This is a genomic window from Candidatus Gastranaerophilales bacterium (genome assembly GCA_028693235.1).
GTDB lineage: Bacteria > Cyanobacteriota > Vampirovibrionia > Gastranaerophilales > Gastranaerophilaceae > JAQUVW01.
Map to the genome: position 1 here is coordinate 105,056 of JAQUVW010000002.1, position 23,433 is coordinate 128,488.

Genomic DNA, 23,433 nt, shown 5'->3' on the forward strand with positions numbered 1-23,433 from the left:
TTAAAATACTTAAAACTAAAAGACTAAACTTTTTTTGCAGTTTCAACTACTACTGAAAATGCATCAGGTTCATTAACAGCCATATCAGCAAGCATTTTTCTATTAACGGTAACGTTAGATTTTTTCAAAGCATTCATAAATCTTGAATAGCTCATGCCATATTGTCTAACAGCAGCGTTGATTCTAACAATCCACAAACGACGCATATTTCTTTTTAGATTACGTCTATCTCTATATTGGTATTTCAAAGCTTTCATTACAGCAGTATTAGCGACTTTAAATATTCTGCTTCTTGCACCTTTAAAGCCTTTAGCTAATTTTAATATTTTCTTGTGTCTTTTTCTTAAGACATTTCCACGTTTAACTCTCATTGTATAATCCTTTCTTCAATTAATTAAATAAACAAACCTTAGCGAGAAAATCTCATATAAGGCAATTCTTTAGATACAAGTTTCTTGTGAGTTGCAGAAACTTCTACCATTCCGCCGATTCTTCTTTTTCTATCAGCAGATTTGTGTTGAAGAAGGTGCTTAGTACCTGATTGTCTGTGTAAAATTTTACCACTGGCAGTAACTTTGTACCTTTTAGCGCCAGCTCTGTGAGTTTTCATTTTAGGCATAGTTTTCTCCTTATGTATGTTGTAATACTCGCCTTATAAGGCAAACCAACCGACGTACATGACATGCCTCCATGGCATCAAGTTGGTCTTTATACTAATATTTTATACTAAACATGAGAAGGTGCAAGCATGGTAACAACATTTCTTCCATCCATTGAAGGTTTTCTTTCAAGAGTAAAAGCTTCACCTTCCAAATCTGTTAAGAAACGATTAGCCAAGTCGAAGGCTAATTTACTATGTTGCATTTCTCTACCTCTAAGCATAACAACAAGTTTGACTTTATTGCCTGTTGCAAGGAATTTTTTAATATTTTTTATTCTGACATTATAGTCATGAACATCAATTTTATATCTTATTTTAATTTCTTTTATATCAACTGTGTGTTGTTTTTTACGAGCTTCTTTAGCACGTTTTTCAACTTCGTATTTATATTTACCGTAATCAAGAATTTTTGCTACAGGAGGTTCTTGATTTGGAGAAACCACGACAAGATCCAAGTCTTTTTCTTCCGCCATAATTAAGGCTTTAGAAGTAGGAATAACGCCATAGTTATTACCTTCATCATCTATTAACCTGACTTCTCTTGCTCTAATATTACGATTTAAGAGCGAATTGCTCTGGTTCATATCTTTACTAATGGTATAGTCCTCCTATATATAATACTCATCTATTGTAACAGAGAAAATAAGTATTTGTAAACATTTTTTAAAAAAATCATATAAAGTTCAAAAAACATGTCCAAAATATTATATAGGGCATAAACGTGGGGACTTTATGTTAAATTTTTTTAAAATATAAAATCCAATTGCAATTTTTAAATACAAAAATACTTATATAGAATATAAAACTCTCTCTTCTTATTTAAACATTTGGGCAGAAATGCCCTTTTTTTTTGCTTTTTTATCTGTTGAGCTATAGCTAATTCTAAATAGTTTAAAGACCTTTGACGGAATATTGCGAGATTGCTTGTTGAAACAACTGCAAAATCGAATTTGTCTTCTTTTCAAGGAGATATACGAGCCGTCTTGGATTATTTGCAGTTGAAAATCTTTCATTTCGCTTCATTAAATTGTTCACTGGGACGAGCTCACTCACTTTCTCTCGACTCGGCTCTTGCAAAATCCGGTCACTATTCTAAGTTCTTATCACAAGAGAAGCTCTTTTGTTTATCGTGACGCCATTTTCTACGGCGAAGGCAAAAAAAAGCCCTTTCTAATGAAAGGGTTTTGAATCTGTTTTGATTCCTCGTGTGTGTAAAAGTAAAGTGTAAGGTTAGTAAGTAGTGTGGAGTGTGTGTGGTTAAAAAATTTGTTTTAAAAAGCTTTTTGGCTTTTGTCTCTCTATTACTCCCTCTAATATGTTGTAGACTTAATCGATTTCTTTGGTTTAAATTTTTGTTTTCTCTAATCTCTCGTGTGGTTAATTTCTCTCGTTCTCGGAACTCTCTCGTGGTGTGGGTTTGTGGCTCTCTCTTTTTTCATCTCTCGTACTTTAATAAAGTATTTTTATCTTTAAATATTGCTTTTTTATATTCATTTTATATACTTTTGTTTACAAAAGTTAACACATGCCCTCTTTCACGTTTAGTTTACTGCTTCTTGGGTAATTAATTAAGTTTCGTTTTTTCCTCTTAATTATTCTTTTTAATAAAAAGAAAAATAGTTGCTTTTTGGAAATTTTATAATAAAGTATTCTAAGATTTAGATTATTAGGGATAAAAAATATTGGTTTTTCAAGAAGAAAAAACATCTCCTGAGAGAATAATTAAAGCCATGGGGCTTGTTTTCGGGGACATAGGAACAAGTCCTATCTATACATTTACTGTTATTTTTTTAACTACAGCTATAAATTATAAAAACGTTATAGGAATTTTGTCACTGATAATTTGGACCCTTCTTCTTGTCGTAACAGCCCAATATACTTGGCTTGCGATGAGTTTAAGTAAAAAAGGAGAAGGTGGAGCCATCGTACTTAACGAAATAATGAAAAGACTTGTTAAACCTGCAAGAGGGGTGGCTTTCTTTTCACTTTTGACATATATAGGAATCTCTCTTTTAATCGGTGACAGCGTTATAACCCCCGCAATTAGTATTCTTTCAGCAGTTGAGGGGTTAACTCTTATTGACACATTAAAAAGCGTTCCTCAATGGGGGCTTTTGTTAATAACGATACTCATCACTTTGGGGTTATTTTCTATACAAAAAAAAGGAACGGAGAAAATATCACAAGTTTTCGGTCCAATTATGCTTATATGGTTTATTGCCTTAGGAACTACAGGTTTGTGGTCATTCAGTCAAATGCCGGGCATAATTCAAGCATTTAATCCATTCTATGGTATAGACTTTGTTTTACATAATGGTTTCGCAGGATTTTTTGTTTTATCAGAAGTTATACTTTGTGCAACAGGAGCAGAAGCCTTATATGCTGACATGGGACACCTTGGAAGAAAACCTATAACCTACGCTTGGGGCTTTATTTGTATCGTTTTGATTATTAATTACCTTGGACAGGGAGCTTTTTTACTCGAACATCCTGAGGCGAAAAATATCTTGTTCTCAATGATATCTTATGAACACAAGATTTTTTATATTCCATTTTTAATAACCAGTATTTTTGCAACTATTATTGCATCTCAAGCTATGATAAGCGGATTATTTTCTATAGTTTATCAAGGGATTAACACAAGAATTTTTCCATTATTTAAAATAAAATACACCTCTGATAAAATCGGCTCACAAATCTATATCGGAACAGCAAATTGGTTTTTATTATTCTTCGTTATTTTGGTAATATTATTCTTTAAAAAATCGTCAAATTTGGCTGCTGCCTATGGTTTAGCGGTTACAGGAACAATTTCTATAACGGCAATTATGATGTGCGTTATATTTTTCTTAAGAAAAATGTATTTAAAATGCTCAATTTCTTTATTTTTATTAAGTATAGATTTGTGTTTCTTGGGAGCAAGCTGTTTAAAAATTCCTCATGGAGCTTATTGGTCAATCATCATTGCCATAATTCCATTAAGCCTAATTTTGCTATATACAAAAGGAAACCAAAAATTATATAAAGCTATGGTGCTAATGAAAAAAGATGTTTTCCTTAATAAATACAACAAAATATATCCCAATATTTCAAAGATAAAAGGAACCGCTTTATTCTTTTCTCGTGGGGTAGAACGTATCTCACCTTATATTATACAAACTATGTTTACAAATAACATCGTTTTCACAGAAAACATTTTTGTTCAAGTTTCAAAAACAGGAGAAGCTTACGGGGTAAGCCATGAAATGACAGAGGTGGCTGAAGGATTATTGGTTTTAAAATTTAATGTCGGGTATATGACGGTATTTAATCTTGAAGAAAACTTAAAAAAATTAAAAATAAAAGAAAAAGCAATTTTTTATGGTGCAGAAGAAATTGAAACCGAAAATCCTATCTGGCACATTTTTGCAATTATTAAAAAAATAACCCCCTCATTTATAAGCTTTTATAACCTGCCCACACACAAAGTTCACGGCGTTATTACAAAAATAAAAATTAAATAATTTAGTTAAAAAGTATCTTTCTAAAATATGAAAAATATGCTAGACTATGCGTGACATAACAAAGGAGAATACTATGTGGGAAAAAGACATAGACATCAATGAAGTCAGAGAAATTCGTGTAAAAGACAATGTTTATTTTGGAGTTGGTGCTATTCACAAAATCAATGACATCATAAAAGATTTAAAGAAAAAAAATATTAATAAAGTAATTGTTGTATCAGGAAGAAATGCATACAAAGCAACCGGGGCATGGGACATTGTAGAAAAAGCCTTAAAAGAAAACCAAGTAGGATATGTAAATTTTGACAAAGTATCTCCCAATCCGACAACCCATCAAGTTGATGAAGCAGCAAAAATAGCAAATGATTTTGGTGCTCAAGCCGTTATTTCTATAGGTGGAGGCTCCCCAACAGATACAGGTAAAAGTACAGCTATACTTATGAAATATAAAGATAAAACCGCTGAAGAATTATATACCTTCAAGTTTACACCTGAAACTGCAGCACCTATTGTAGCTATAAACTTAACTCACGGAACAGGCAGCGAAGCCAACAGATTTGCTGTTGTAACAATACCTGAACTCAATTACAAACCAGCTATCGCATACGACTGTATCTACCCGAGTTATGCAATTGATGACCCTGCTTTAATGACAAAATTGTCACCAAACCAAACCATTTATGTTTCAGTAGACGCCGTAAACCATGTTGTTGAAGCCGCTACATCTAAAGTCGCATCGCCTTTTGCTATCACTCTTGCAAAAGACACTATAAGATTAGTTGCTGAATTTTTGCCGAAAGCAATGAAAAATCCTGATGATTTAGAAGCAAGATATTTCTTATGCTACGCAGCTCTTTTAGGAGGCATAAGCTTTGATAACGGGCTTTTACATTATACTCACGCTCTTGAGCACCCTCTAAGTGCCGTCAAGCCTGAACTTTCTCACGGGCTCGGTTTAGCAATTCTACTTCCTGCTGTTGTTAAACACATTTACAAAGAAAAACATCACACCTTGGCTGACATCTTAGCTCCAATTGTACCTGATATAAAGGACAACCCGAACGCAGGCGAAGATTGTGCAAAAAAACTTGAAAAATGGTTAATTGGTTTGGGAATTACAAACAAACTAAAAGAAGAAGGCTTCGAAGAAAAAGATATTGACAAATTAACAAATCTTGCCTTCACAACCCCTTCTCTTGATGGGCTTTTATCCATAGCTCCAAACGAAGCAACTAAAGAAAGAGTAAGCTCTATTTATGAAGACTCTATGAGCTTTTACAAATAAACAAAATGCAAGAAACATATGTCATTGAAAGACATATGTTTTTTGCTAAAATCAAAAAAAGTTGTACAATAACCAGTGACAATATTCACTAATCAATCAGAACTATCGTATTAAAATTTAAAAGGATTTTTTATTTTATTTAATATAAAGTCTTATCAAAATTGATTTTTTATATTGTTTAAACTAAAATAAAAATAGTGAAATAAATCACGAAAACACAACAAAGGAATATTAATGAACACACCGAAAACAACAATAACTGTCTGCATGGGAAGCTCTTGTTTTGCAAGAGGAAATATGGATAACCTTGAATTTATAGAAAAATATATAAGAGAACACAACCTCAATGCAAAAATAGAACTCTCAGGCTCAAGATGCGAAGAAAAATGTGCCGATGGACCAAATATATTAATAAACGGCGTACGGCATAATCACGTAAATATTAAAAAACTGAAAGAACTGCTAAAGAATGAATAAATTATATCCTGTCTATACTCTTAAAAATGAATGCCACGACTGCTATAAATGCGTTCGTGAATGCCATGCAAAAGCAATTAAAATCGAGAATGGTCACGCATCAGTTTTAAGCGAAAAATGTATAGCCTGCGGAAGTTGCGTTAAGGCATGTCCGGCTAATGCTAAAAGAGTAAGATATGATATTGAAAAAGTTAAAACTTTATTCAGAGCAAAAAAAGATGTATATGTTTCTCTAGCCCCTACTTGGGCAGGAGCTTTTGACTTTTCTTCCAATAAAATGATTGGGTTATTAAAAAAACTCGGATTTAAAGATGTAAGCGAAACGGCACTCGGTGCTCAAGAAGTTTCTATTGAAACAGCAAAACTTTTAAAAGAAGGTAAAAATGGATTATATATTTCAAGTGCATGTCCTGCCATCGTTGATTATATAAGATTATATAATCCAAAATTCACACCAAACATCACCCCTGTTGCATCACCAGCTTTGACACATGCAAAAATTTTAAAAGAAACTTTTGGACATCAAATCTCAATCGTGTTTATAGGACCTTGTATTGCTAAGAAAAACGAAGCAGATAGGCATCCTGAGTTAATAGATGTAGCTTTAACCTTTGAAGAATTAAATTTTTGGCTTAATGAAGAATTTATTAAACCCTCTGACATTCCCAATGATGAAAAAAACAAATTTGTTCCCGAATCTTCTTTTGAAGGAGCTCTTTATCCTATTGAAGGAGGAATGAACGAAACAATAAAACAAGTCGGCATAGAAGAAGACGTTCAACTTTTAAACATAAGCTCTTTGACTACTTTTGAAAAAGCGTTAAAAGGATTAAATCCTGACAAAATTGATGATAAAAAAGTATTTATTGAGGCGCTTTCTTGTGATGGTGGTTGCGTAAACGGACCTTGCGTCGCAACAAACAAACCAAGCATTTCTATTACGTCAGACATTCTTTCTAATGCAAAAGAAAGAGAAAAGGTGCCAACTGAACCAAAAGTGGTCGTAAAAGAAAATTATCAAGCTAACCCTGTTGAAAGCATTGAATATCCGATAGAACAAATTCTTTCTGCTATGAAAAAAATCGGTAAACACAATGAAGCAGACGAACTCAACTGTGGAGGCTGCGGATATCCTACTTGTAGGGATTTAGCAAAAGCTTTAATATCAGGAGAAGCTGAACCCTCTATGTGCGTTTCTTACATGAGAAAAATTGCAATGAGAAAAGCCGCTGCGATGCTTAGATGTATGCCATCAGGCATCGTCATGGTTGACCAAGATTTAAACGTTGTAGAGGCTAACGACTCTTTCTTAAAAATGTTTTGCGGCGATATGTATGAAATATTTGCAAACAGACAAGATGGGCTCGTAGGAGCTTCTATTGACCGCATAATTGATTTTTCAGACATTTTCAAAACAGCCTTAAAATCAGGTAAAGATATTCACAAAGAACGCTATCCTGTTAAAAATAAATTGTATGATATAACAGCTTTTACCATTGAAAAAAATGCCATTGTAGGAGCTATTATTACAGACGTTACTCAAACTGAAATGGGTAGAGAAAAAATCGCACTGAAAGCACAAGAAGTTATCAGCAAAAATATATCTATCGTCCAAGATATAGCTTGCCTGTTGGGTGAACATATGGTGGAAACAGAACTTTTGTTGAATTCTATAGCATCTGACTTTGATACTAAAGAGGAAGAAGAATAATGTTTATAGACATCGATTGTACCCAACAAAAAAAGTACAATCAAAATACTTATGGAGATTATTTTTTATCAAAACGATACCCCGATGAAGGTAGGCTTATCGCTGTTTTATCCGATGGATTGGGTAGCGGTGTCAAGGCAAATATTTTGGCTTGTATGACCTCAACAATGCTTTTAAAATTCGTAGAAGCAGGCTCTAATATAAAAAAAGCTTGCGAAATAATTATGAACTCACTGCCTGTTTGCAGAGTCAGAAAAATAAGTTATTCAACATTTTCTGCTATAGACTGCAATGACGACGGCGAAGCCAAAATTGTCGAAGAAGGAAATCCTGAATTTATCTGGATAAGAAACAACGAGGTAATGACACCAGAGTGCAAAATAATCACCTCCAAAACCTTTTCTAACAGACACATGCACATATACAAAATAAAACTTGAAAAAGGCGACCGTCTTATTTTTTGTTCTGATGGCGTAACTCAATCAGGACTAGGTGGTCCAAGACTAAAATTAGGTCTGAGAAGAGAGGGACTTATAAATATTTTACTTGAAAAAATAAAAGAAGACCCTTTGATTTCCAGCAGACACCTTTCAAGCTATATTGTCCAACAAGCTGAAAAAATTGAAATAGACAGAAAAGCAAAAGACGATATTTCAGCTTGTGTAATATATTGCCGAGAACCCAGAGAATCTCTCGTTTTCACAGGTCCTCCTTATCATCAGGAAAAAGATCGTGAATATGCTAAAATTTTTGAAAAATTCCAAGGAAGAAAAGCTATTTGCGGAGGCACCACTGCAAACTTGATTTCAAGAGAATTGAATATCCCAGTCAGTAGCGATTTGTCAAAAAGTGCAGGGAATCTTCCGGCATGTTCTCACATGGAAGGCGTAAACCTTGTTACAGAAGGCATTTTGACACTAACAAAAACTGTTGAATATCTTGAATCAATGACCAACCACATACCAGAAGATGCAGCAGGAGAACTTGTTAAATTCTTGATTGACAGCGACTGCATTACCTTTATGGTAGGTGCAAAACTTAACCAAGCACACTATGACCCCACTTTACCTATTGAAATTGAAATAAGAAAAAATATTATCAAAAAAATGGGTAAAATATTAGAAGAAAAGTTTATTAAAAAAATCGAAATACAATACATGTAAGGAGAAATTATGAACAAAATCGAAGTGAAAGTATGCCTAGGAACAACCTGTTTCGTAATGGGTGCAGCAAATTTACAAGAATTGATTGAAACAGTTCCTCAAAAATATGGGGACAAGGTTGATGTATCAGGTCATCCATGTCTTGGATTGTGCTCTATAAACTGGGAATACTCAAAAGCTCCTTACGTTAAAGTTGATGATGAAATAATATCAGAAGCTACTGTCGAAAAAGTCTTAAATGTAATAGAAAGAAAGTTGAAAGATGAACACCAATAGCGAAACTCAAGCCGCTCATTTAAAAAAAGAAATATTAATAAGAATAGTTAAAGCCTTTAATTCTAATGATTTTGAAAAAAACACTCGTCTAATCCCGTTTGACATGAGACCAAAAGGAAGTGAAGTCCCTTTCAGATGCTGTATTTATAAAGAACGTGCCATTTTGAAAGACAGAACAATTGCAGGACTTGGCTTTGCTATTGAAGATGATGACGAAAGAAAGTCTTTAACAGAATATGCAAATGAAGCTTTACAAAGAGATGCCATAGATGAAAAACCATTAACCGTACTTGATGCAGCTTGCAAAGGTTGTGTCCCCAGCAGAGTATTTGTTACAGACCTATGCCAAGGCTGTGTAGCAAGACCTTGCACAACAACTTGTAAATTCGGAGCAATAAGCATTAAAGATAACCGCTCTGTCATCGATGGCTCAAAATGTAAAAGTTGTAAAATGTGCATATCTGCATGTCCATATAACGCCATCGTTCAAATAAAAGTACCTTGCGAGGACTCTTGTCCTGTCGGAGCTATAACAAAAAACGAACACGGTCTTGCTGAAATAGATTTTGAAAAATGTATAAGTTGCGGAAAATGCGTTTCAGCATGCCCGTTTGGAGCTGTACATGAAAAAAGTCAAATTATAGATATAATGAAAAACCTCAAATCTGAGAAAAAAGTCATCGCAATGATTGCACCATCTATTGCTGGTCAATTCCCCGGAACAATGGGGCAATTAAAATCTGCTATGATAAAAGCCGGATTCAGTGATGTTTACGAAGTAGCTCAAGGGGCTGATATTACTACACAAAACGAAGCTAACGAATTTGCAGAAAAGCTTGAAGAAAATGCTGAATTTATGACAACTTCTTGCTGTGCCGGTTATAACGAGCTTGTAAAAAAACATATTCCGGAAATCCTCCCCTTTAAATCAGGAACAGGAACGCCTCTTTATTACACAGCAGAAATCGTTAAACAGGATTATCCTGACGCATTGACTGTTTTTGTAAGCCCTTGTGTCGCAAAAAGAAAAGAAGGCATGTATAACGAAAAGGTTGATTTCGTTATGAATTATGAAGAACTCGGAGCTTTATTAATTGGCTCTAAAATCGAAATAACAGCTTGCGATGAATCAACTTTTGTTACAGAAAGCTCAAAACAAGCAAGGAATTTCGGTGTAACAGGTGGCGTTGCAGCGGCAGTCACAGCAGCAAGCAACTCACCGGAGAAAATTAAACAGTGTCTAATAAACGGGCTCAACAAGCAAACAATTCGTGACCTAAAGAAAATGGCAAAAACAGGCAAATGTGATTGCGGAAATCTTGTAGAAGTTATGTGTTGTGAAGGTGGTTGTATGGGCGGAAACGCAACAATTAATTCAAAAAAAACCGCTTTTAAAAAATTGGCAGAATATACAAATTTAGGAAAAGATATTCAGCCAAACAAATAATAAAAACAAACAAAAGCCCTACTTTACCCGTAGGGTTTTTATTTTTATGATTTAAGTATATAAAAATTTTTCCGATAATAAAAAAGAAACTATATATGTGGCAAGGAGCTACTTAAAATACTTACAATGTACGAATATGAATCAACAATTGATGATATAGAATTAAAAAAAGTGGGTCTGGAACTTATGTTTTTGACACCTGAAAAATGCAATCACGAAAAAGGGATTACAGCAGTTGAACTTGCCAAATTATTAGATATTCCTTCTGATGTTGTGAAAAAAAAATTAAAAATTTTATTAGATAAAAACATTGTAAGAGTAAGGGGAATAAATCCAAAAATTTGGAAATTTGATGAATATAATTTTCAAAGAATGGATGAAGATGATGAGGTTTTTAAGTTGCTTTGTTGTTTTGATGACGTGGATTTTGACAGATATTTTACTTATTAAAATAGGTTAACTGTATAGTGAAATTTTATTAAAAATGTGTCATAATCAAATTGACTCTATATGAGGATTCTATTTTGTTCCTTCAATTTTTATTAAAGGGAGAGTAGTCTCAGATAGTATTGAAGTATACCTGCCTTGTAGCTGGAAACGGATAGACTACGGCACTCACCCACCTGCGAGACTCGCAGGCAACAAAATCGACCTTGTATAGAGTTTCCTTTTTTTATTTTTCTTTGGTAATATAATATAGTAAATTGCCTTGGTAGCTCAATTGGATAGAGCGGTTCCGTCCTAAGGAAATTGTTGGAGGTTCGAGTCCTCTCCGGGGCATTTTTCACTTGGTTGTTTTAGATTGCCATAGTAATATCCATCATTTTTATTTAAAGATATTTGGCAATTTGTGCCTGTTTCTTTGCATTTTTCATAAAACTTTTTAGCTAAATTTTTATCTTTAAAATAAACTTCTGAATAAAAGCCTTTGCGAACACGATGCTTTGAAATCCCTTGTAAGTTTTCAAAAGGAACATCTTTTTTATCAATGTTATATGGAGAAACGCTCACAACAGCAAAGGGCTTTGGCTCCTCAACAATTACATATTTTTGTTTTAAATATGGATTATAAAAATAATATTGTGATTTGTTGTTTTTATTTAAACTAACCTTATTTAGAAAAAAGGACTTATCCATGTAAACACTTTCATAAACAACTATATCGTAGTGTTTCAGATTGTAGTCATAGAGAGTATCTGTAGCATCAATGTGGTTTTTATATGCTTTTGGTGTAACGTCGTGTGAATTATTACAAGCATTTTGAAAGAATTTCTTGGGATTTGTGGCAATTTCTTCTGGCATTAATTTAGCAAAATCTCCATGGTAATAAAAATTATTAAAAGATTCTGTAAAATATATTTTTTGAGTTTGAATATTTATATTCAAATCTTCAAACACATTTTTCATAACAATTTCTGTAGACTCTTTAGAATTAATAACAATAAAATCAACCATTTCTTTTAGATTTATACCGATTGCTACTATCAACAACAAATAAACGAACTTATTTCGCCATTCATACACACAAAACGCAACAAACAAAGCTAAAAAAGGAACTATTGATATCAAATATCTCATAAAAACCAATTTAGACATACTCATTATCAAGAAAAATCCTACGGGATAAATTAAAACTATAAGTTTTTCGGTATTTGAATATTTTTTTGAACATGAAAAGGCAACTGCACCCGAAAAAGCCAATAACAATGGTAAAATCCCAAAACCAAAAGGTAGATTATGAAATAGATGAAACAACAATGCATTATTGTCATCAGCACCATAATGCCCAGCTACAGCATGATTCATTTCAAAAGAAAAATCAGATAAAAAATGACACCAATTTATCATCAAAAACGGGTTTGTGATTATAAACGTAAAAATCATATAAATAAAAAATATACTTATTGTTTTTTTGCAACTTATTTTATTTGAAATATAAGTCATCACAATACCAACTAACGGTACAAACAGAATGAAAGCTCCATTATACTTGCAAGAAGCTGTTAAGCCGCACAAAGCCCCTAGTAATGCCACATGTTTATATGAAAGCTCTTTTTTGGGTTCAAGAAATTTTAATGTATAAAAAACGGTTATTATACAAAAAGCACCCATTGGTAAATCCACTATCAAATAGTGAGAAAACTTCATCCAGAAAAAAGAAGTCAATATGAAAAAAGCTGCAAGAAAAGCATATTTTTGTTTTTTCATCAATTTTTCAGCAGTCAAATAAGTATAAACCACGCCTAAAACAGCAAAAATATTATTCAAAAACAATGATAAAAAATTAAAAGGAATAACATGTTTACAAAGTCCAATATAACCTTTTTCATAACATTGAACAAAGGAGGTAAAATCAGAAATTTGATGAAAAATCTTCAAAAATAAATAAAATACTCCATACAAAAAAGCATTGAGATACGGAAGCAAAGCAGGTTTTTTATAAAACTCAGGCGAGCCGTTAAATGCGAGAATAGTTAATCCTTTATGCAAAACCCCATCTCTATAATAATGGTCAGCACCACCCCATAATCCCAAAATCAATGTAAAAACAATTAAAATTGTTATATTTATTATTTTATTGTTTTTCTGCATTGATAAACCTTCTTCCTTGCAGATTTTGATAATAAAATCCATCGTTCATGTCATCTGAATATATACATTTAAGTTTATATTTATTGCATTTTTTATAAAACTTATGAGCTAATTTTTTATCTTTAAAATATAGCTCGACATAAAAACCTTTTGATATTCTATATCTTAAAGTATTTGAAAGTTCATCGAAAGGCACCTCTTCTTTATTATATTTAAAAGGAGTAACAGCAACAATAGAATATTTTTTTTGGCTTGGTGCTATTCTTTTAGAAACTTTTTGATATGGAGAATAAAAAGGAATATATTTAGTCAAATAAATAAATCTGTCATAAATTCTCGCATCTAAAATTACGATATCAAAAGCATCAAATAAAATTAATTCTTTTTTATTATTTTTTTTAGCAATTGGTACCACTTTTTTTGAATCATTACATGCAGAGTATAAATATTTTTTTGTATCATTTTTTATCGGCAATGGCATTTGATGCAAAAAATCTTCTTCATAAAAATAATTACTAAATAATTCTGTAAAATATATTTTTTTATTATCAGGATAAACATTTAGCTCTTTTAGAATTTCTTTGGAAGAAAAAATCGTATCCGGTTTCATAAAAATATTAATAAAATGAATTGCACGACTTAAATTAATAAGAAACAAACCGAAAAAAACAACAATAAACATTGTTTTGACAGCTTTGGCACATTTAGTATTTTGTTGATTTAGCAATCTGAATAATTCAAAGGCAAAAAACGCAACGCCTATTGCCAAAAAAGGAGCCATTGGAACCATGTATCTGACAAAAATCAATTTTGAACAGCCCATCAAAAGGAAAAAAGTAATGGGGAAAATTAAAAAAGCAATTTTGATTTTTTTAGATAAAAAACTTGTTTTTGCGAGCAAAAAGAGTCCTGATATCCCAATAACGGTAGGCAAAATACCAAATCCATTTGGAAGATTCCTAAACAAATTAAAGATTAATACATTTTTATCATCTTCTCCAAAATGCCCTCCCGAAGCGTGCAAAAACTCATATAAAAAATCCGAAATAAAATGTTTAAAATCTATAATAATAAACGGATTTATTAAAATAAAAATAATCAAAGCAAAAAATATAAGATAAAAATTTTGCTTAAATAATCGGCCCCAATTTTTATCATTAATATTTTGAAAAATACAAACACAAACAGGAGCAAGAAGGATAATACCTCCATTATATTTGCAAGCAGCAGTCAACGCAGTTAAAGAAGATAAAATTAAAATATTTTTTAAGTTTAGAGATAATTTGTACACCAAGATTTTTATCGAATAAAAAACAGTCACAATACACATCGACGCAAGCGGAATATCGACGGTCAAATGATGCGAATATTCCATCCAAAAAAAGGACGTCATCAAGAAAAAAGCAGCCAAAAGAGCGTATTTTTCTTTTTTCATTAACAAAACAGATGTTAAATAGGTATAAACCACACCAATTGCTGCAAAAATTGCATTTATTATTAATGATGGCAAATTAAAATTAATCAAAAATCCATGTATATTTATAAACCCTTTTTGAAAATCCAGAACATACTCATGAAAATTTGAAATAATATGAAAACCATGCAAAATAACATATAAAAATCCATATACAATTGAATTCAAGTATGGAATTAATGACGGTTTTTTGAAAAACTCAGGATTGCCATCAAAAGCCAATATCGTCAGTGCTTTGTGCACAACAAAATCTCTAAAATAATATTCTGTGCCGCCAACTAAAGACAATATCAATGTTAAACAAATCAAAATTATTAAATGCGTTTTTATTGTTTTATTTATCATTTATTATTTTTTCTTTCTTATAAATATTCCGTTAAAAAAGGAAACAGGTGAATAATCTTTTGACAATTCTAACATGTCTTTTTGTGTAATATATTTATCAGAAATTATTTGCGGTTTTTTGTGATTGATTAATTCCAAAACATTATATGAATAATTATATTTTGTTTTATATGTATCTAAAACGCCTCTCTTCCGCAAGCTAAACCAAAAATAATCCAAATCATTTCTGTATAAATTAAATTGGATATCTCCATCATATACAAAATCTTTAGAAGAGGTATTTTTTATAACATAATCAATTAATACATTTTGAGATTGGTTCGTCCCTTTAAAGTCCATATTTACATAATTAAAAATTGAAAAACCAAAACAAAATAATATTATAAAATATGTAAGTTTTTTATTTTTAACAAAAAGATTACTCAAAACATTACCGGCAAGAATAGCTCCGAACAAAATGAACGGCATGAAATATTGCTTATTGGGTGCGGTAATAAAAAAGATTAACAAAAAAGAAATTATCGTCAATAAAGCAATTTCCCTCTGTTTTTCTGTAGATACCTTAGCCAATCCAACTAAAGTTAATGGTAAAAACACAGGAGCTGTCATAATCAAATATTTAATATTTTTTATACAAGAAAATCCATCTAAAAAATTTCGATTTATAAACCAATTAAAAATCCAATATTTTTGAAAAGACACTCCGGAGAAAATAAAAGACATAAAAATGGCTATAACAGATAAAAAAACCAATTCATAACAAATAAAATCTTTTATTTTGAGCTCTTTTTTTAATACACAATATAACATAAAAACAGAAACGATAATTGCTATAAAACAAGCTTTTTGAAGAACAATACAGGCTAAAGCCATAAATAACGCACTTAAATAAAAAGTCCATTTGTTTTTTTGGGAATATAAAAGAGCAAGTGAGACCATTGTTAAAAATATTTGCAAGTTATCAGGTCGGATTTCAATTGCTTTATTAACAAAAATTGGTGCGGACATAATTAAAAATACAGAAAAAATCGCTGCTTTTTTAGAAAAAACCTCTTTTGCAACACAAAAAGAAGCAAAAAGAGTCCCTAGATAAAGAGAAAACATATATATCCTTGTGGCAGTTATTGTTCTTATTGTTTCTCCAAAATAACTAATAAAAGGAATTACAGTGTAATGAAAAAAAGGATGTTTTTGTTGAAAAAAATCTATATAAATCCTTTGACCTTGCAATAACTTCCACGCAGTGTGTATTGCTTCAAGCTCATCGTGATCATAATATCTGAAAAAACATAAATTTACAGTTGCTAAAAACAGCAACCCTATACCCCAAAAAATTATATAATTTTCTTTGTTTTTTTCCATTTTTCCTTAATAAAATTAAAACACGTAAACCCTATTTTTTCAATTTCTTTGTATTTTGTTTATATTACTATATACTATTTATAAACGTCTGAGGGTTTATGAAAATATTTTTAAAATTTTTATTTGTTTTTTTTATAATTTGTTGTTCTTTGTTTTTTTATTTTAATAATTCTGCTACTGTAAAAACAAATCAAAATTTTATCATCTTATCAAACAAATATGCCTCCTTTGCAATAAATAAAAAAAATGGCAGTATTGCAAAATATCAATTAAAAAATTTTTCATCTGAAAAAATCTTATTAAAATCAGCATTAAATATATATTACCGAGAAAATAATCAATTAAAAAAAATAAACACTAATAAAGTTCCACTAAAATATAAAATAATCAAATCTGATAAAAATATCATTGATGTTTGTTTTGTTCCTGCAAATAAAAATCTATGCGTTATTGATTTTGAAATTCACCTTGTAATGACCTCAAAAACAAAAGGTTTATACTGCTACATTGTAAATAAAAAAACAAACAATCTCTCTATTGAATTGGAAGAGGAAAAATACTATTTTTCCTTAAAAGAAAAGGACTTCAGTAGCTTTTATTTAGATTCATCAAGAAACGGTCTATTACCTCAACAAAAAGACCTCAAAAAAAATAAAGAAATTATGGATTGCGTTTACAAGCTTAGCGAGGATAAATATTATACAAAATACTCTTACATAATACCTTCGTACTTGAAAAAGTTTTATTCAGCTTATGGCAAAAACACGGCACTTTCGCTTATTATTCCGAGTGAAGAATATTTTTCCGGAACTCCGTTAAAACAAGAGTTAACAGTACATCAATCACCAAACAACATAAACCTCAACTGGTATCTGTATTCAAGGCATTATGGGACAGAACTTTTCACACCTGAAAAAAATTGGCAAAAAATATACGGTCCGATTTTAATTTATCCATCTGCCACTCATAACGGATTTTTTAATCTCAAACAAGTCGAAAAACAATCAGAAATAGAGAAGAAATTGTGGCCTTATCAATGGCTTACAAACCCATTATTTATGGCAAAAGAAAGATTTAGTTTTTCTGGTTACTTAAAAGATACACACAACAAGCCGATTGCTGACGCTTTTGTTGTTTTATCAGTTGGAGAGGAAAACTGGCGATTTCAAAAAAAAGACTATGTTTATTTTTCAAAAACAAATTCTAATGGTTATTTTGAAATAAAAAATATAAGACCAAAAACCTACACTATTTTTGGCATAAAAAACGGCATTGTTGACGAGTTAAAAATAACAAACAAAAAAATAGATAAAAATACTAAAAACAACCTTATTATTTGGAACAATACCTGTTTAAAAAACAAATTTTTCCAAATCGGAATACCAAACCGCTCCGCAAAAGAGTTTTTAGGTGGCAATTTCCATAATAAATGGGGAAGTTTTAAACAATATAAAACAAAATTCCCCAAAGGAATGGACTATTTTGAGGGAAAAAGTGATTATTCAAAAGATATATTTTATTTTTCACCCGCTGTTTTGAACCCAAAGGACACATCTTCCGATTTACGTATCCATTTTAGCTTAAAAAAGCAACCAACAGAAGATTTAACTCTTATTGTTGCCATTGCAAGTTCTGTCAAAACAACTTTAAACATAAAAATCAACAATAAAATGGTAAAAGACAATCTTTCTTTGGGCTTTCCGGAGATTGACTCTGCCTCTTATCGAGCCGCAACAGAAGGTATTTACCGAATAATAAAAATAAAAATTAATAAAAAAGACTTTAATGAAGGTCAAAATATAATCACTTTACACCCCATCAAAACAATGGAGACAGAAGCCTCTGGATTGATGTATGATACAATTATTCTCGGATATTAAAGGACAAACTCTGTGACAATCGATTTTTCAATAATTATTCCCGTTTTTAACGAGGAAAATAACATCATAAAACTACACTCTAAAATTAAAAAAAATATTGAAAAAATCACATCAAATTATGAAATTATATACATAAACGACGCTTCAACCGATTCCTCTTTAGAAAAATTACAATATTTATTTCTCCATGACCCAAATTTAAAAATTATAAATTTTACCAAAAATTTTGGTCAAACTTCTGCCCTCAAGGCAGGCTTCGATTACGCTAAAGGCAAATTTATTTTTACTCTTGACGCTGACCTTCAAAATGACCCCGAGGATTTTATCCGATTGTTAAACAAATATAATGAAGGTTATGACTTAGTCTGCGGATGGCGAAAAAACAGGCATGATGATTCCCTACGCAAAAAAGTTTCTCTTTGTGCCAATTTTTTAATAAGGAAATTGTTCGCTTTAAAAATTCACGACCTTGGTTGCACTTTAAGAATATATAACGCTCAATGTGCAAAATCTTTATATTTAAAAAACGATTTTCACAGGTTTATTCCTGTTTTAGCAAAAATAAACAAAGCAAAAATTACAGAAATTGAAGTTTCCCACCACAAACGCTATACAGGATATAGCAAATACGGACTAAACAGAACATTTAAAGTTTTGAGAGATATTTTTATAATTTATAAAGAGTTGTTATTTTTTAACACAAAACAACCTAAAATATATGAAATCTCAGAGATAATCGAAAAATAATTATTCACAAATTTCTTGGTATAAAGATGATGATTCTTGAATTGACACATTGCCTATAGGTATTTTAACTACCTTAACCAATATATTTTTATTTGCTTGAACAATTTTTATAACATCACCCTCTTTTAGTTGTTTTGAGGGCTTTGCGACATTATCATTGACATATATTCGCCCTTGGTCAGATACATCGTTAGCAACCGTTCTTCGTTTTATAAGTCTTGATACTTTTAAATATTTATCTAATCTCATTATTTTTTCCAATTTTTATAATCAAATCTAATATCTTCAACTTTTAAATCCAGTTCTTCTGCCTTTTGAGAAATAATTTCCATCAAATTTTTTTTTGATAAAAAAAGTTCATTTGCAATAAAAGAATTAGCACATAAAACTGTCAAAACATTTTTATCGTTTAATTCAATAGGTCTTGAAAGTTTAGAAATCTTTTCACCGACCAAATCTGCCCAAGAATTAAAAAAAATATCCTTATTGGTTTCCTTTGGTGCATTATAGCTAATGCCTAGGGCTCCAATAATATCTTTTATCGATTCAAAATCACTATATAAGATTTTTTTCATTTTATTTTCCTATACAGAAGTTTTCAAAAATATTATCCAAAACTTCGTCTGTAATAACTTCGCCCGAGACCTCACTCACATGCATTAAGGCTGTTTTTATATCAATAGAAATTAAATCCTGAATTTCCATTAATTGAGTAGCCTTCAAAGCTTGTATAAGGGCTTCTTTTGAACGTTCTAAACATTCTTGTTGTCGCTGATTGGTGATAAATTCACCTTCTAAATCATTATTTTCTATAACTATTTTTTTAATTTCTTTTTTCAAATTTTCAATATTTTCGCCTGTTTTTACAGAAACAGAAAGAACATTATCTGTAGATTTTTTATGCAAATCAAATTTTGAAGCAATTTTTATAAATGGCTTATCTTGAATTAAATTGAAAATTTCTTCATCTTCAGTTGTTATTCCTTTCACAATATCAAAAAGGAAAAGCACAATGTCAGCTTCAGCTATACATTTTTTTGTATAATCTATTCCGATAGATTCAACTTTGTCGATATTTTCCGCATCTCTAATTCCTGCAGTATCAATGATTGTAGCGGAAATACCATCTAAATCAATCGTTTCTTGGATTATATCACGTGTTGTCCCGGCAATCTCAGTGACTATTGCTCTATCTAAATTTAAAAGGGTATTAAATAAAGAAGATTTCCCGACATTAGGACGACCAACAACTGCAATTTTTATGCCTTGTCTTAGAATATTAGAACTTTTTGAAAATTTCAAAATATAATCAATTGAGTCAATTGCTGATTTTATTTTTTCTTCTAAAACATTGTAATCAGGCTCTTTAACATCTTCGGGAAAATCAACCGCCGCAATAATTAAAGAATATAAATTAAAAAGAATATCTTTTATTTTATTAACTTCTTGAGATAATTTTCCTGATAAATTTTTAGCACTTTTCATTGCAAAAGTAGTTGTTTTCGCATGTATTAAATCCAATACAGCTTCTGCTTGTGACAAATCGAGTTTTTTATTAAGAAAAGCTCTTTTAGTATATTCTCCTCGTTCGGCAAGTCTTGCTCCGTTTTTTATTGTTAAATCGAGAATTTTCCTTACAACATTAATACCGCCATGGCATTGAATTTCTATAACATCTTCACCTGTATAGCTGTTGGGTTTTTGAAATGGCAAAACTACCACTTCGTCAACAAAATCGCCACCATCTATAATCCAACCATGTGCGATTTTTCCTGTTTTAATTTTTTTATTGGAAAAGATTTTTTGAATTATATCAAAAGCTTTTGTTCCGGAAACCCTTATAATACCAACTCCGCCCACTCCTAAAGGGGTGGCAATCGCACTAATTGTATCCATTTCATATTTTATAGCCATAATACAATAATATAATTAAATCTTATATTTAACAAGAAGCGGACGATTTTTGCTCGCCCGCTTGAGTTGTAAGGTTTATTATGCCGCTAACAAGGTTATCAATTGAGCAATATCTGCGGCACTTAATGTCGGTGTTGTATTGCTTTTGTTTAAAGCATTGTATAATTGCGTTTGATAACTATTGTTTGTAGATAAACCTGATTGATTATTTTTTCCCATGTTATAAAGATTTTGTTGATAATTATTCAAATAATCAGTTAAAAAACTTAAATAATTATATTGATTTTGAAGTTCATCATTAACAAGTTCATTTCTTTTTGACTGAATATTTTCAGCAAGAGTTGCCATAGAATCCGCTCTTTTAGACTCAAGAGAATTCAAATTCTCTAAGAAAATAGAATTGTCTAAATTTCCAAATCTTGAAGCTGAATCATTTTGCAAATTTTTAATCATTGGAGAATAGATATCATCAATGCTTTTTGCACCTTTTTTAGTATAAGCATCAATTTGTGAATTCAAATTTTGAATAGTTTCTGGCAAAAATGTGTTTACCTTGGGCAAATTTTCCAACAAAGAATTTTGAGCATAAGAGTTCAAGGCTTTTTGCTCCGGAGTTTCATTGTAATTTGTGTAAATAGTTCCACCATCAATGTAAGAGTTTACAACAGGGACTCCATTGACAGATGTAACACTTTGAGTTGCTGAAGGCAACATTTGTGATGTTTTTGAGGTTTTTCCCATTATTTTTCCTTTCTTTTGACAAGGAAAAAAAGAAAAACAAGAAGTTTGCATTTGACCTAACTATTGTAACATTTGAATACTATTTTTGTAAACTTAGAAAATATATTAATTAAATATTGCAGACCTTGAATAAATGTTATATTATAAAAACATACACAAAAAGGTTTCCAAATGTCTAAAGATTGTATTTTTTGTAAAATAGCAAATAAAGAAATTCCTTGTGATTTTATTTATGAAAATGAAAACGTTGTTGCTTTTAATGATTTGAATCCTCAAGCACCTACTCATTTTTTAGTCATTCCGAAAAAACATTTTGCTTCTCTTAATGAAACTAATGACGACAAAATATTGTCAGAAGTTTTAAATGGAGTAAAAGAAACCGTTAAAAAACTTGGAATTAATGAATATAGAACGGTTATTAACACTGGTGAAAAAGCAGGTCAAACGGTTTTTCATCTCCATGCACACGTTCTTGCCGATAGAGATTTAAAATGGCCTCCGGGCTAGAAATAAGAGAAATGCAATATCTAAGATGGTATGACAAAGACCCTGTATTAAAAGAATTTATGAATATTCTGGAAGCTCTTCCCAAAGATACAGTAAATATGGTCGCTCAGGACTTTATACAAATTATAATGGAATCAGGTTTAATTGATGCTGATTACACTATTTCTATGCTTGATAAAACTTCTCCTCGTCAATATAACAGATGGTACGATAAAGACTACAATCTGCATACCTGTATAGAATTGTTAAAAAATCTTGATGAACAAAAAAAAGAATTCTTCTTGATACTTTTAAAGAATCCTTTTTTCACTTGATAACGGATATCTATTATGAACAAAAATAAAAATATACTTATAACAGGCTCCTCCAAGGGGATTGGACTTGCTATAGCAAAAGTTTTAAATACAAAAAATAATAATGTTATTATCACAGGGCGTGACAAAGACCGCTTGTTTAAAGTAATAAATGAACACAAGTTCAGTGCTTTTTTTGCATTTGATTTAACAAAAGAAAATGCACCCCAAGAGCTAATCCAAATAATAGAAAACACATACGGGTCAATAGATATTCTCATAAATAATGCCGGTGAGTATGTATATAATCCTATCGAAAAAACGACTGAAGCAGAAATTGAAAGATTGTTTAAACTTAATTCGATAGCTCCTTATCTTTTAACAAGAGCCGTTATTCCTAAAATGAAAGAAAAAAAATGGGGAAGAATTATAAATATAGGTTCAATATCCGGTGCTGTAGGTGAGGGAAATGCGTCACTATACTCAATGACAAAATCTGCTTTTTCAGGTTTTACAAAAGCTCTTGCTCTTGAACTTGCTCAAGATAATATAACCGTAAACACTATTAACCCCGGCTGGGTTGATACAGAACTTGTAAATAATGATAATCTTGAAGATACTTTTTCCAAAGAAGAAATAATAGAAATGATTCCCCAAAGAAGATTTGTACACCCTGACGAAGTCGGAAACTTGTGTAAATATCTTATTTCTGATAATGCTAAAGGTTTGACAGGGCAATCAATTAACCTATGTGCAGGATTATCTATCGGATAAAATAACACTTTTCGTCAATGTTTTTATTGACTGATAAATTTATAGTCTTACTATAGGGGCTACCGTTTTAGATGAATAATAATCTTCTTTTAAACAATCCGTCTGATAATTCTAAAAAGGCTGAAAAATATATATACAAATATCTGAATGAATTAAAAATCCATTTTAATCTATCAGATAAATGTATAATAAAAATTTTATCGAAATGCCTTTCTAATATAAAAAAAACATCAATGAAAGAATCTTGGTGGAAAAAAGCCTTTCAAAAAACAGAAGAATAA

Annotated in this window: 23 protein-coding genes, 1 tRNA gene and 1 other RNA gene; 16 read left to right on the forward strand and 9 right to left on the reverse strand. The window is 30.9% G+C overall.

Going from position 1 to position 23,433, the window contains the following annotated elements:
* Positions 1-23 precede the first annotated feature (23 nt).
* From rplT to infC, 3 genes are all read right to left on the reverse strand, one after another.
* Positions 24-371, reverse strand: a complete 348-nt coding sequence (rplT, locus tag PHV37_03580; GenBank protein ID MDD3237157.1) for a 50S ribosomal protein L20 — start codon at positions 369-371, stop codon at positions 24-26.
* Between the two features lie 38 nt (positions 372-409).
* Complete coding sequence (gene rpmI, locus PHV37_03585; protein MDD3237158.1) at positions 410-619, reverse strand: 50S ribosomal protein L35; 210 nt, start codon at positions 617-619, stop codon at positions 410-412.
* Positions 620-726: 107 nt separating this feature from the next.
* Positions 727-1,245, reverse strand: a complete 519-nt coding sequence (infC, locus tag PHV37_03590; GenBank protein MDD3237159.1) for a translation initiation factor IF-3 — start codon at positions 1,243-1,245, stop codon at positions 727-729.
* Between the two features lie 1,098 nt (positions 1,246-2,343).
* Between infC and PHV37_03595 the strand changes: the two genes are divergently transcribed.
* From PHV37_03595 to PHV37_03640, 10 genes are all read left to right on the forward strand, one after another.
* Entirely contained in the window at positions 2,344-4,164 is a 1,821-nt protein-coding gene (locus PHV37_03595) for a KUP/HAK/KT family potassium transporter (GenBank protein ID MDD3237160.1), read from the forward strand.
* Between the two features lie 73 nt (positions 4,165-4,237).
* Positions 4,238-5,449, forward strand: coding sequence for an iron-containing alcohol dehydrogenase (locus PHV37_03600; GenBank protein MDD3237161.1), 1,212 nt, complete (start codon positions 4,238-4,240; stop codon positions 5,447-5,449).
* A 234-nt stretch (positions 5,450-5,683) separates the two neighbouring features.
* Positions 5,684-5,926, forward strand: coding sequence for a (2Fe-2S) ferredoxin domain-containing protein (locus PHV37_03605; protein ID MDD3237162.1), 243 nt, complete (start codon positions 5,684-5,686; stop codon positions 5,924-5,926).
* Positions 5,919-7,637: a [Fe-Fe] hydrogenase large subunit C-terminal domain-containing protein gene (locus tag PHV37_03610; GenBank protein ID MDD3237163.1), complete on the forward strand. Its 1,719-nt coding sequence runs from the start codon at positions 5,919-5,921 to the stop codon at positions 7,635-7,637. Before PHV37_03605 ends, PHV37_03610 begins: the two co-directional genes overlap by 8 nt.
* A complete protein-coding gene (locus tag PHV37_03615; GenBank protein MDD3237164.1) occupies positions 7,637-8,800 on the forward strand; it encodes a PP2C family serine/threonine-protein phosphatase in 1,164 nt (387 codons plus the stop codon). The genes PHV37_03610 and PHV37_03615 overlap by 1 nt, the downstream gene beginning before the upstream one ends.
* A 9-nt stretch (positions 8,801-8,809) precedes the next feature.
* On the forward strand, positions 8,810-9,076 hold the full coding sequence (locus PHV37_03620; GenBank protein ID MDD3237165.1) for an NAD(P)H-dependent oxidoreductase subunit E: 267 nt from the start codon (positions 8,810-8,812) through the stop codon (positions 9,074-9,076).
* Positions 9,063-10,523, forward strand: a complete 1,461-nt coding sequence (locus PHV37_03625) for a monomeric [FeFe] hydrogenase (protein ID MDD3237166.1) — start codon at positions 9,063-9,065, stop codon at positions 10,521-10,523. Before PHV37_03620 ends, PHV37_03625 begins: the two co-directional genes overlap by 14 nt.
* A gap of 126 nt (positions 10,524-10,649) precedes the next feature.
* Positions 10,650-10,973 carry a hypothetical protein gene (locus tag PHV37_03630; GenBank protein ID MDD3237167.1) on the forward strand — a complete coding sequence of 108 codons (324 nt, stop codon included), beginning with the start codon at positions 10,650-10,652 and terminating at the stop codon, positions 10,971-10,973.
* Positions 10,974-11,023: 50 nt separating this feature from the next.
* A non-coding RNA gene (gene ssrS, locus PHV37_03635) (6S RNA) lies at positions 11,024-11,191 on the forward strand.
* Positions 11,192-11,229: 38 nt separating this feature from the next.
* Positions 11,230-11,303 (forward strand) — tRNA-Arg (locus PHV37_03640).
* Positions 11,304-13,098: 1,795 nt separating this feature from the next.
* On the opposite strand, the gene PHV37_03645 is transcribed toward PHV37_03640, so the two are convergent.
* Both PHV37_03645 and PHV37_03650 read right to left on the reverse strand, forming a co-directional pair.
* Positions 13,099-14,934: a glycosyltransferase family 39 protein gene (locus tag PHV37_03645; protein MDD3237168.1), complete on the reverse strand. Its 1,836-nt coding sequence runs from the start codon at positions 14,932-14,934 to the stop codon at positions 13,099-13,101.
* Between the two features lie 3 nt (positions 14,935-14,937).
* Positions 14,938-16,296 carry a glycosyltransferase family 39 protein gene (locus tag PHV37_03650; protein MDD3237169.1) on the reverse strand — a complete coding sequence of 453 codons (1,359 nt, stop codon included), beginning with the start codon at positions 16,294-16,296 and terminating at the stop codon, positions 14,938-14,940.
* 149 nt (positions 16,297-16,445) lie between these two features.
* Here PHV37_03650 and PHV37_03655 point away from each other — a divergent pair, with 149 nt between their 5' ends.
* Together PHV37_03655 and PHV37_03660 are read left to right on the forward strand one after the other, a co-directional pair.
* Positions 16,446-18,176 (forward strand): polysaccharide lyase family protein, encoded by a 1,731-nt coding sequence (locus tag PHV37_03655; GenBank protein MDD3237170.1) that lies wholly within the window; start codon positions 16,446-16,448, stop codon positions 18,174-18,176.
* A 12-nt stretch (positions 18,177-18,188) separates the two neighbouring features.
* On the forward strand, positions 18,189-18,923 hold the full coding sequence (locus PHV37_03660; GenBank protein ID MDD3237171.1) for a glycosyltransferase family 2 protein: 735 nt from the start codon (positions 18,189-18,191) through the stop codon (positions 18,921-18,923).
* Here the strand turns inward: PHV37_03660 and PHV37_03665 are convergent, their stop codons facing one another.
* The 4 genes from PHV37_03665 to PHV37_03680 form a co-directional block, all read right to left on the reverse strand.
* A complete protein-coding gene (locus tag PHV37_03665) occupies positions 18,924-19,172 on the reverse strand; it encodes an RNA-binding S4 domain-containing protein (protein MDD3237172.1) in 249 nt (82 codons plus the stop codon).
* On the reverse strand, positions 19,172-19,498 hold the full coding sequence (locus PHV37_03670) for a DUF721 domain-containing protein (protein ID MDD3237173.1): 327 nt from the start codon (positions 19,496-19,498) through the stop codon (positions 19,172-19,174). Before PHV37_03670 ends, PHV37_03665 begins: the two co-directional genes overlap by 1 nt.
* 1 nt (position 19,499) lies before the next feature.
* A complete protein-coding gene (mnmE, locus tag PHV37_03675; protein ID MDD3237174.1) occupies positions 19,500-20,837 on the reverse strand; it encodes a tRNA uridine-5-carboxymethylaminomethyl(34) synthesis GTPase MnmE in 1,338 nt (445 codons plus the stop codon).
* A 78-nt stretch (positions 20,838-20,915) separates the two neighbouring features.
* Positions 20,916-21,578 carry a hypothetical protein gene (locus tag PHV37_03680; protein MDD3237175.1) on the reverse strand — a complete coding sequence of 221 codons (663 nt, stop codon included), beginning with the start codon at positions 21,576-21,578 and terminating at the stop codon, positions 20,916-20,918.
* 171 nt (positions 21,579-21,749) lie between these two features.
* Here PHV37_03680 and PHV37_03685 point away from each other — a divergent pair, with 171 nt between their 5' ends.
* The 4 genes from PHV37_03685 (at position 21,750) to PHV37_03700 (ending at position 23,433) form a co-directional block, all read left to right on the forward strand.
* Positions 21,750-22,085, forward strand: a complete 336-nt coding sequence (locus PHV37_03685; GenBank protein MDD3237176.1) for a histidine triad nucleotide-binding protein — start codon at positions 21,750-21,752, stop codon at positions 22,083-22,085.
* A complete protein-coding gene (locus tag PHV37_03690; protein MDD3237177.1) occupies positions 22,070-22,399 on the forward strand; it encodes a hypothetical protein in 330 nt (109 codons plus the stop codon). Before PHV37_03685 ends, PHV37_03690 begins: the two co-directional genes overlap by 16 nt.
* A gap of 15 nt (positions 22,400-22,414) precedes the next feature.
* Entirely contained in the window at positions 22,415-23,152 is a 738-nt protein-coding gene (locus tag PHV37_03695; protein MDD3237178.1) for an SDR family NAD(P)-dependent oxidoreductase, read from the forward strand.
* Between the two features lie 71 nt (positions 23,153-23,223).
* The gene (locus PHV37_03700; GenBank protein MDD3237179.1) at positions 23,224-23,433 is read left to right on the forward strand and encodes a hypothetical protein; all 210 of its coding nucleotides are present in this window, start codon (positions 23,224-23,226) and stop codon (positions 23,431-23,433) included.